Origin of the sequence: Salinisphaera sp., assembly GCF_035690525.1 — a bacterium.
Classification (GTDB): domain Bacteria; phylum Pseudomonadota; class Gammaproteobacteria; order Nevskiales; family Salinisphaeraceae; genus Salinisphaera.
In genome coordinates, this window is sequence record NZ_DASSKM010000170.1 from 1 (window position 1) to 6,463 (window position 6,463).

Consider the following 6,463-nt stretch of genomic DNA (forward strand, 5'->3'; position numbering starts at 1 on the left):
GCCAAGACGCAGAGCGCCGGCCGCAGTCATTCTGCGGTCAAGCTCTGCAACGCCGGATGGCGCGATTTGGGGCCGCAACCCGAAGGGCCGGGGCCATTTTGCCGCAATCCTGCGTTGCAGCGCGCTACGGTAGAATGACTACCGTACACCCGCTGCGCCTTGTCTTGCACCAAAATGGCCGCCGGCGCGGCGTCGTATGAAGCGGCAACAGGCCCTAACCATTCTTGATCCGATCGAAGGCTTCAAGCGCTTCCTTGCGAGAAGCCTTCAGATCGACAATCGGCTTTGGATAAGTTTCGCCCAGCGCCACGCCCGCATCGTCGAGAATGCGTTCCGGCGCGGCCCAGGGTTCATGGATGTGCTTGTTCGGCAGCTCGGCGAGTTCGGGAACCCAGCGCCGGACGTAAGCGCCGTCGGCGTCAAAACGCTCACCTTGGCGCGCCGGATTGAAGATGCGGAAGAAGGGCGCGGCGTCGGCGCCACAACCGGCGGCCCATTGCCAGCCCAGCGTGTTATTCGCGAGATCGGCATCCACGAGCGTATCCCAGAACCAGCGCTCGCCGTGTTGCCAGGCGATCCGCAGGTTCTTGGTCAGGAACGAGGCCACGGTCATGCGCAAGCGATTGTGCATATACCCGGTGGCCCAGAGTTCGCGCATTCCCGCGTCCACCATCGGAATACCGGTGCGGCCGTCCTGCCAGGCTTGGAGCGCCTCGTCGTCGTTCGCCCATGGAAAATGCTTGAAACGCTCGTCGAGCGGCTCGCTTGGCGTATTCGGGAAGTGGAACAATACGTGATGCGCGAATTCGCGCCAGCCGATCTCGCTGAGAAAGGTCTCTGCATGCGTGCGATCCGCCTCGCGGCCGTGCTCGTGCAGCCATTCCTCGACGCGGTGCACTACTTGGCGCGGGCCGATTTCGCCAAAATGCAAATGCGCCGAGAGATACGAGGTGCCATGCCGGGCGGGCCGCTCACGGCTGTCGCGGTATTCAGGCAGTGTCTTCGACACAAAGGCCTCAAGGCGTGCGTGTGCGCCGTCTTCGCCCGGCGTCCAGGTCTCGCGGATACGCTCGTCCCACCGGATGTCCGGCAACAGCCCGAGTTCCGAGAGCGCCACGGAACCGAGCCGCGACCAGACCTCGGGCAGGCGGCTCGGGGCGGGCAGGGGGTTGCCCGCCGGTTCGTCGCGGATCGCTTTCCAGAACGGCGTAAAGACCTTGTAGGGCGTGTTCTGTCGGGTCGAGACCGTCCAGGGTTCGTGCAGCAACAGCGCCTTGAAGCTCGCCGTTTCCAAGCCGCGGTCCTCGAGATGACGCTTGACCTGTCGGTCACGGGCGATCGTGTGCGGGTCGTATAGCCGGTTCCAGTAGACCGCGCGGGCGCCGCTCTCCTCGATCAGCGTGTCCAGGGCCGCGATAGTCGGCCCGTGTCGGATGACCAGACGCGAACCCAAGCCCTGAAGGCTGGCGTCCAGCGCGGCCAGCGAGAAGTGCTGCCAGACGCTCTGCGCGCCGCCCGGCGCCTCATCGCCAAGCTCATCCGGCGCATGGATGAACACCGGCACAATCGAGTCGAAGTCACCCGCGAGCGCCGCGTGCAGCGCCGGGTTGTCCGCCAGGCGCAGATCGCGTCGAAACCATAGGATCACGCGTTTTTTCATCGAGGTTCTTTTCCGGTCGAGGGGTATGACGGAGTTACGAATGGCCTCTCGGTACGGATGATACCGCGTGCCCCGATGAGCATCGCCACCCAACCCGTCGATGGCGCCTCCGGCTAATCCGACCTGCGCGAAGGCTCACGGAACCTGTAGGTCGCTTAGGCTAAAGGCCGTAAGCCGACATTGCGAAGCGCTTGCCTATCGATACACTCTCCGGAGGGGAACGAAAGCAGGAATCGGGCACCATGCGCTACCGTCGCAACTATGTCGTTGGCGGCTGCTATTTCTTCACCGTCGTCACCGCGGGGCGTCGGCCGTGGCTTGGCAAGGCGCGTCACGTGGATTTGTTACGCGCCGCTTTTCGTAACGTTCGTTCGCGTCATCCGTTCGCGATCGAAGCCATGGTCGTTCTGCCGGATCATTTGCATGCCATCTGGACGCTGCCGCCGGCCGATGGGGATTACTCGCTGCGTTGGCGGTTGATCAAGAGCGATGTTTCCAGGCGTATCGGCAGCGTCAAGCGGCTATGGCAGCCGCGTTTCTGGGAACATACGATACGAGACGAGATCGATTTCACGCGGCATATGGATTACATCCATTACAACCCCGTAAAGCATGGTCTGGCCGCAGCGCCATATGAATGGCCGCATTCGAGCTTCGCGCATTGCGTGCGGCAAGGCCATTATCTGCCGGACTGGGGGCGTGCCGGGCCACCTAACATCCCGGCGGGTGTCGGGCATGAATAGCATTATTTATCGATAGAGCGGCCTCGCTGGCCGGGGTGCGCTGTCGGATTACGCCTACGGCTAATCCGACCTACGAGCGCGAGCGGTTTACGTAGGTCGGCTTAGGCCGAAGGCCGTAAGCCGACAGCCGTGGCGGGTGGTTTACCACGGTGTGACGGCGCTTGTAGCTGCCCAAGGCTTGGGACTTTGTTCTGTCGGATTACGCCTACGGCTAATCCGACCTACGCGGGCGGTTGTGCGGCATGTAGGTCGGCTTAGGCCGCAGGCCGTAAGCCGACAACCCAATGCAAAGAGCTATCGCATACTCAAATACGTTCGCCGTCGGCGAGGTGTTGGCGCAGGGCACGGGCGCGGCGGCGGATGGCTTCCATCAGCGGTTCATCCGCGCGTTTCCTCTCAAGGTTTTTGACTTGGAACACCATGCGTCGGTTGTGGCGGAATCGTTCGAGATTTCGGTCGAGAAAGTCCCAGTAAAGTGTTGTTATAGGACAAGCATCGTCTCCGGTTGCTTGCCCGGGATCGAACCGACAATTCTTGCAGTAATTGCTCATCTTGTTGATGTAATTCCCTGATGCGCAATATGGTTTGGTGCCGAGCAGGCCGCCGTCGCCGAATTGGCTCATGCCGAGGGCGTTGGGCAGGCTCGCCCAGTCGACGGCGTCCAGATACATCGCCACGTGCCATTCGTGAAACCGATAGGGATGAACGCCGGCGACCAGCGCGAACAGCCCGAGCACCATGAGCCGCTGGATATGGTGGGCGTAGCCGTTGTGCAGCACATTACGCATGGCATCCGCGACGCAGGCCATGTCGGTCTCGCCGTCCCAGTACGCGCGTGGAACGGGTAGCCGGGCGCGAAGCGCGTTCCGGCGGGCGTAGCCGGGCATTTCGCGCCAGTAGACGCCGCGTACGAACTCGCGCCAGCCCAGAACCTGGCGGATATAGCCCTCCACGCTGTTCAGCGGCGCCTTCCCGGCCTCGTAAGCGGCCACGGCCGCATCGACGCAAGCGCGTGGATCGAGCAGATGCAGGTTAAGAGCGGCGGACAGGCGCGAATGATAAGCGAACTGCATATTCGTCCAGAGCGCGTCTTGGTAGTCGCCGAACAGCGCCAGCCGATGGTCGATGAAATCGCGCAGCGCCGTGCGGGCTTCGTCGTGCGTTACCGGAAGGTCGAAACCATCGATATGGCCGGGGTGCCCGCCGAATCGAGATGCCACCATATCGATCACGTCGCGCGTTATGCGGTCCGGCCGGAACCGGCGAACGTGCGGCAAATTTCCCGGGCCCGCGCGGCCGAAGGACTCGCGATTCTGCTTGTCGAAATTCCACCGACCGCCTTCGGGGTGATCGCCGTCCATGAGCACGTCTTCGGCGCGCCGCATCCAGCGATAGAAATGCTCGAGGACAAGCGAATCGCGCCCGGCGGCCCATTCGTTAAAGGCCTCGCGGCCGCAGTAGAAGTGGCGGTCGGGCCGCACCTGCAGGGCGAGATCGTGCGCGTTAGCGCATTCGACGAGCATTTGCTGCACGCGGCAGTCGCCGCATTCGGTCATGACCAGGCGTTTTGGCGCCAGATTGTTGACGGCGGCGGTCAAAATCGCGGAAAAATCCGGCCCGCTGTCGCGTCGCGCGTCGGCCTCCAGCGCGTGGTACCACAGCCGGTACCCGCGTCGTCGAAGATCGTCGCGATGATGGCGCATGGCGGCGAAGAACAGTACCAGCCGCTGTTTGTGGCACCACACATGGGTCGCCTCGGTCTGATTCTCCGCCATCCAGACGATGTCCTGTTCGGTATCGTAGCCGTCCAGCGCGGACAGATCGCGATCGAGCTGATCGCCGAGCACGATCACAAGATTTCGGATTCCGGCCAATCGTGGCTCCCGATGTCTGGAAATATCCGGCAGATTACGCGAACCAGCCGGCTCGGACCGAAGATCGTAAGCGGTGTAGGCCGCAGGCCGCAGGCCGTAAGCCGACAGCCTCGGCCGGCTTATCACGGTGCGACGACGTTTGCGGCTGCTCGGGCTCGGTGCTTTGTTCTGTCGGATTACGCCTTCAGCTAATCTGTCCTACGGGTCTGCAGCGATCCGTTGAGCACCATTATTTCCAGGAAAGGTCTGGTTGCCGGCCAGCAGCCATACAATCTCGAAGATAAAGATTGATTAAGCTTTGATAGGGGATACCCGTATCTTCGGACATGTCTTTAAAGTACGTGATGACATCGTCTCGCATACGAATCGTGACCTGACGCTTTAGCTTCGTAGCATACGGATTTTTACGAGACCTCATTTTCGAAAAAACATATTCTTTTTTCATGGCATTGGGCCTTCATAGTATTTGCGCTCGTTCGCGGTTGCTTTACGAGCCGAAATAAGCCGAATGGATTGCCCTTGAGCGCGTTCGCAGTGACATACGACGAGAACGCGTGAACGGTCGCTCAGTCCGAGCATGATGAAACGTTCCTCGGATACAGAGTGACCGTCATCAAAGAATTGGCGCGCGTATTCGTCGTAAAACACAGATTTCGCCTCTTCGAACGAGACCCCGTGCTTTTTGACGTTAGATTGCGCTTTAGCGACGTCCCATTCGAATTTTATCATACATACATTGTATGCCGATCTATGGATAGGTCAATATGGCGCCCTACGCGGCGTGGGCGGACTGTATAGCGACGAACACACGGCCGAGACGGCCGATCGAACAGGCACTCCCGGGTCCATGTTCGCGCGCGATCCGGCGCTGACGTGGAAGTGCATCGCCTAGCTCGAGGCGGCCTGCCGCGGTGCTCGGTCGAATGCCAGCCATCGGGCGCTGGATGCGCTGGCGGAACGCGTCGGCATCTGTGTGCGGCGACACAGAATGTCGACGGGCTGCATCGCGCAGCCGGTACGCGCGACCTGATCGGGATGTACTGCAATATTCATCGGCTGTTCTGCGTACGTTGCGGACAATGGCGCGATGTCGAGGATTATTCTAGCCTGGAGCGTTGGCCGCCGCGTTGCGCGTTGTGGCGCCATGGAACGCCCGGCTGTCCGGGGAAATGCCGCCGCAGGCGGCGCTGGTGCGTTATCAGCGCCAATTCGGCTATGGCTTCGATATGGTGCTGTTGCCATTTTATACGACGGCGCGGCGGCGTCCGGCGGAGCGACGGCCGATGCGTTGTGCGGCGTAAAATGCGCGGGGCCGGCCGCGGATATTCTTCCGGCCATCGTGGCAAAGCTGACGTAGGGTGGCGCCTGCCGGAAAGGCCGCTTCGGTTACACGACTAGAGGTACACTGGAACTCTATGAGCAAGAACGAAAATCTCATTTGGCACGATGGCACGGTAAGCCGCGAGCGCCGCGAGGCGATCAACCGCCATCGCGGGCTGACCATCTGGTTTACCGGCCTGTCGGGCTCGGGCAAATCCACCATCTCGGTGGCGCTCGAAGAGCGGCTCACCAACATGGGCTGTCGTACCTATCGTTTGGACGGCGACAACGTGCGCACCGGCCTCAATCGGGATCTTTCGTTCACGCCCGAGGACCGGATCGAGAACATCCGGCGTATCGGCGAGGTGGCTAAGCTGTTTCGCGACGCCGGCATCATCAACCTCACCGCGTTCATCTCGCCGTATCGCCGGGATCGCGAAATGGCGCGGGCGCTGTCCGGCGAGGACGACTTCGTCGAAGTGTTCGTGGATGCGCCGCTGGCGGTTTGCGAGCAGCGCGATCCGAAGGGCCTTTACAAAAAGGCGCGGGCGGGCAGCATTCCTAACTTCACGGGCATCAGCGCGCCCTACGAAGCCCCTGAAAATCCGGAAGTGCACCTGCACACCGCGGACAAGGACGTGAACGGCTGCATCGAGCAACTGGTCGAGTACCTGATCACGCGCGGTTATCTGGAAAACTCGCTGGTGGCGGCCGCGGGTTCGGCACGGTGACAATCGCTCGATTTTTCGCGTGTCGGGGGCCGCGATACCTTGTGCTATCCTGCCGCGCTTCGACTCGAACCGCTGGTCCTACATATATGTCCGTGATGCGCCTCGGCCTGCTCATGATCGCCTCCGTCGTTATCG

At 61.4% G+C, this 6,463-nt stretch carries 7 protein-coding genes and 1 pseudogene; 4 read left to right on the forward strand and 4 right to left on the reverse strand.

Annotated elements, in window-relative coordinates; genetic code table 11:
- Nucleotides 1-214: 214 nt before the first annotated feature.
- Nucleotides 215-1,660: a deoxyribodipyrimidine photo-lyase gene (locus VFJ08_RS13070; RefSeq protein WP_324997660.1), complete on the reverse strand. Its 1,446-nt coding sequence runs from the start codon at nucleotides 1,658-1,660 to the stop codon at nucleotides 215-217.
- Between the two features lie 242 nt (nucleotides 1,661-1,902).
- On the opposite strand from VFJ08_RS13070, the gene VFJ08_RS13075 reads away from it, so the two are divergent.
- A complete protein-coding gene (locus VFJ08_RS13075) occupies nucleotides 1,903-2,403 on the forward strand; it encodes an REP-associated tyrosine transposase (protein ID WP_324997661.1) in 501 nt (166 codons plus the stop codon).
- 305 nt (nucleotides 2,404-2,708) lie between these two features.
- Here the strand turns inward: VFJ08_RS13075 and VFJ08_RS13080 are convergent, their stop codons facing one another.
- From VFJ08_RS13080 to VFJ08_RS15790, 3 genes are all read right to left on the reverse strand, one after another.
- The gene (locus VFJ08_RS13080; RefSeq protein ID WP_324997662.1) at nucleotides 2,709-4,277 is read right to left on the reverse strand and encodes a cryptochrome/photolyase family protein; all 1,569 of its coding nucleotides are present in this window, start codon (nucleotides 4,275-4,277) and stop codon (nucleotides 2,709-2,711) included.
- A gap of 229 nt (nucleotides 4,278-4,506) precedes the next feature.
- Nucleotides 4,507-4,722, reverse strand: a complete 216-nt coding sequence (locus VFJ08_RS15785) for a BrnA antitoxin family protein (protein ID WP_349257011.1) — start codon at nucleotides 4,720-4,722, stop codon at nucleotides 4,507-4,509.
- Nucleotides 4,719-5,006 (reverse strand): BrnT family toxin, encoded by a 288-nt coding sequence (locus VFJ08_RS15790; RefSeq protein ID WP_349257012.1) that lies wholly within the window; start codon nucleotides 5,004-5,006, stop codon nucleotides 4,719-4,721. Before VFJ08_RS15790 ends, VFJ08_RS15785 begins: the two co-directional genes overlap by 4 nt.
- A 150-nt stretch (nucleotides 5,007-5,156) precedes the next feature.
- Here VFJ08_RS15790 and VFJ08_RS15865 point away from each other — a divergent pair.
- From VFJ08_RS15865 to cysC, 3 genes and pseudogenes are all read left to right on the forward strand, one after another.
- Nucleotides 5,157-5,375, forward strand: a pseudogene (locus VFJ08_RS15865) (Sir2 family NAD-dependent protein deacetylase); the annotation flags it as partial.
- Nucleotides 5,376-5,392: 17 nt separating this feature from the next.
- Nucleotides 5,393-5,578, forward strand: a complete 186-nt coding sequence (locus tag VFJ08_RS13085; protein ID WP_324997663.1) for a hypothetical protein — start codon at nucleotides 5,393-5,395, stop codon at nucleotides 5,576-5,578.
- Between the two features lie 114 nt (nucleotides 5,579-5,692).
- Complete coding sequence (gene cysC, locus VFJ08_RS13090) at nucleotides 5,693-6,328, forward strand: adenylyl-sulfate kinase (protein WP_324997664.1); 636 nt, start codon at nucleotides 5,693-5,695, stop codon at nucleotides 6,326-6,328.
- Nucleotides 6,329-6,463: the final 135 nt, after the last annotated feature.

Bases quoted from the DNA above. Each gene is read 5' to 3' on its own strand.
- VFJ08_RS13070 (WP_324997660.1), bottom strand. From the start codon at position 1,660: ATGAAAAAACGCGTGATCCTATGGTTTCGACGCGATCTGCGCCTGGCG.
- VFJ08_RS13075 (WP_324997661.1), top strand. From the start codon at position 1,903: ATGCGCTACCGTCGCAACTATGTCGTTGGCGGCTGCTATTTCTTCACC.
- VFJ08_RS15785 (WP_349257011.1), bottom strand. From the start codon at position 4,722: ATGAAAAAAGAATATGTTTTTTCGAAAATGAGGTCTCGTAAAAATCCG.
- VFJ08_RS15790 (WP_349257012.1), bottom strand. From the start codon at position 5,006: ATGATAAAATTCGAATGGGACGTCGCTAAAGCGCAATCTAACGTCAAA.
- cysC (WP_324997664.1), top strand. From the start codon at position 5,693: ATGAGCAAGAACGAAAATCTCATTTGGCACGATGGCACGGTAAGCCGC.